Below are 2,563 nucleotides of genomic sequence, written 5' to 3' on the forward strand. Positions count from 1 at the left end.
GTCATCTGTTTCGCCTCCTTTGGCCTTTTAAGGGTTTTTCTTTACCTACAATACTATCTGTAGCGCAAAATTGTCAAAGAAAAGAGCTTTTAAACCAATACTAATTTACCTCAATTGACCGAACTTGTCAAGTCTTTTTTTGGTAGTGTCCTAATTTGATTTTATAGGTCGTTGCACAAAATTTGTGCAAATATCAAAAAAATTCTCAAATTTTTGTAATTTTTTTCTTGACAAATGCCGAAATATACGTATAGTATAGTAGATTAATGACGGAAGCCAAGGAGCAATCCAAGGCGAATGGGGTCGGCGAAAGCCGACCCTGATTTTTTTTATGTGGGTATGACTTGTTCCTTAACTATCTCTTTTATACTTCCTAAAGAAAAAGATTTTTCAGTTGTGCTATGTTTTAGTTTGTCTGAAGTTCGATCTTTTGGATAGATTAAAAGAGTCTTTTTCTGTTTCAGGTTCAGATGGTCAATCAGCCTTAAGAAGTCTCCATCACCACTACACAAAATAAATCTTTCAAAACTATCAATTCTTGATAGGGCATCTATAGTGATCTCAACATCAAAATTGCATTTATTTTTGGGTTTCTTTGGGAAGGGAGCGGGAATATGATTCGTGTATTTCGTTTCTATAATAAATCCCATTTCCTTTAATTTCCTAAAGTATTGTATTTTGTCCTTTACTTCTTTATGATAATCTGACCAAGAAGCTCCTGGATTCTTTTGCATAAAATGAGGTGCACATCTAATACCTTCATAAAAAATGAATATTATTTCTCCGTAAAGACTTGTTAAATATGTCTTAAATTTCGCCCAATCTACTGTCCAGCCTTTTTTCTCCAAATAATAGTATAAATTAGCCATATCAATGCAAACAAGTGTTTTACTCATTCTTTCTCCTTTATTCAATTTCTTTGCAGTTAAGGTTTTGCATAGAATTATTAAGAATCTTTTGACATTTAAACCCAATGCTTTTCATAAGCTTTAAAATTGTGTCCCTGTGAACGCCTGTAATTCTTTCAATGCTTCTTATACTGTTTCCCTCTACAAGTGACGATAATATTAATAACTTTTTGTTCATTGGTAACGTATTCATTGTTGGTCTGCCTTTCTAAGTCTATGCAGACCAACGACAATTTTTTACTTGACAAAGATTGAAACTGTCGATATATTATAGTAGTCTGCCGTAGTCTGCAAGGACTATGGTTGCGGGAGTCCTGTTGTCTTTGCGGAGAGCGGGGCTTCCAAGGTTTAAAGTTTTTAGAGTGGAGGAGTTCGGAATCGAACCGAAAGCCCGTGGATGATAAGCCGAGGCTAAGCACCAGCTTCTCCCCCAAATGTAGTTTCGCCCTGCCCCCGAATTGAACGGGGACGACCAGCTTACGAAAGCCGTCAGCTATTCATTGCTGTAGCAGGGCATTCAAGAAAAGCGAAGCCAACACTTCGCTTTTCTTATTGTTCTCCTTGTTTAATTCTAAACACAGATTTTCTTTTGCCACGTTGTCGCCTTTCAAGTTTCCCTTCATTTGCCAACCTAAAAAGAGTTGCAGATACAGTATTGTGTAAACTCTCAGCTTTCGTTTTGAATCCACCAGCAACTAATTCAGCAGAAATCTGTAATGGCTCCCACCACTTATCTGTCCTATCTTTCAAGACTATTAATATAGCTTCAGTAGGTGCCATATTAAGAAATCTCTGTGATTCCTTAACATCTGACTTTTCTCCCAACATAGTAATTTGAGTAGATTGTGGAGATAAAAGGTCTTCTGCCTTTTTAATAATTGAAACATCTTCTTCTAATTTCTTAATCATTGCCTCAATACGTCGTCTTTCTGCTCTTAACGATTCTTTTGCAATCTCAATATTATCATCTTCTCTGGTCATTTAATCTCACCACCTTTCATTAAGGTTCATCTAAAATATTTGACGCTTCTAATGGTCTCATTGTTTGAGATAATTTTAATATAATGGTTAAATTAATTTTGTCAAGTAAAAAAAACTTATTTTTAAAAAACGTTTATGGATTACAATGGGAGGATTTTATCCTTTCTAAGGAAGGAAATCTCCATCCTTCTGTAGGAAGGAATAATACTTTCAAGTGTGCAATAGAAGATATCACACTATAAGTCATTGGACTATAAGTAAATAGGCGAAGTATCCTTGCTCAAGAAGGAGGATTATATTACAATATATTATATTATATTATAATATAATATTGTTATATCCATATCTTATGCACAATTTTAGTGCATTAGAAATTGTGGATTTTAAATTAGGACACTACCAGTCTTTTTTTCAAAAACTATCCAGGCAAAGTACTTGCTCTGCAATAAATTATACGAAGACAAGATGTTAAGTTTATAAACTGATTTCACTTATATTCACCATCCAGCCCCGCCCCCTTCTCCGCCTCCAGAGGTTTTTCAGTATTCAACCCCTTTTGAGTCCAGATGGTGCTGTCCTTGGCAAAAGGCTTGGAGTAGGTGTCTTTTCCTCCAGTGTCTAAAAATAAGCCGAGGCAGAGCATATAATCCCTTATGGTTCCTCTGGAGGTGAGA

3 protein-coding genes and 1 tRNA gene are annotated in these 2,563 nt (G+C 35.5%); all 4 read right to left on the reverse strand.

All coding sequences use genetic code 11. The features are described 5' to 3' along the window. Nucleotides 1-329 precede the first annotated feature (329 nt). Entirely contained in the window at nucleotides 330-896 is a 567-nt protein-coding gene (locus MUP17_12790) for an NYN domain-containing protein (GenBank protein ID MCJ7459845.1), read from the reverse strand. Nucleotides 897-1,271: 375 nt separating this feature from the next. After that, a tRNA-OTHER gene (locus MUP17_12795) sits at nucleotides 1,272-1,340 on the reverse strand. A 117-nt stretch (nucleotides 1,341-1,457) separates the two neighbouring features. Beyond that, nucleotides 1,458-1,889, reverse strand: coding sequence for a hypothetical protein (locus MUP17_12800; protein MCJ7459846.1), 432 nt, complete (start codon nucleotides 1,887-1,889; stop codon nucleotides 1,458-1,460). 487 nt (nucleotides 1,890-2,376) lie between these two features. Then, nucleotides 2,377-2,563, reverse strand: a 187-nt coding sequence (locus MUP17_12805) for a hypothetical protein (protein MCJ7459847.1), incomplete at its 5' end; no start/stop codon positions are given.

The sequence above is a fragment of the Candidatus Zixiibacteriota bacterium genome, from assembly GCA_022865345.1.
GTDB lineage: Bacteria > Zixibacteria > MSB-5A5 > MSB-5A5 > RBG-16-43-9 > RBG-16-43-9.

Bases quoted from the DNA above. Each gene is read 5' to 3' on its own strand.
- MUP17_12790 (MCJ7459845.1), bottom strand. From the start codon at position 896: ATGAGTAAAACACTTGTTTGCATTGATATGGCTAATTTATACTATTAT.
- MUP17_12800 (MCJ7459846.1), bottom strand. From the start codon at position 1,889: ATGACCAGAGAAGATGATAATATTGAGATTGCAAAAGAATCGTTAAGA.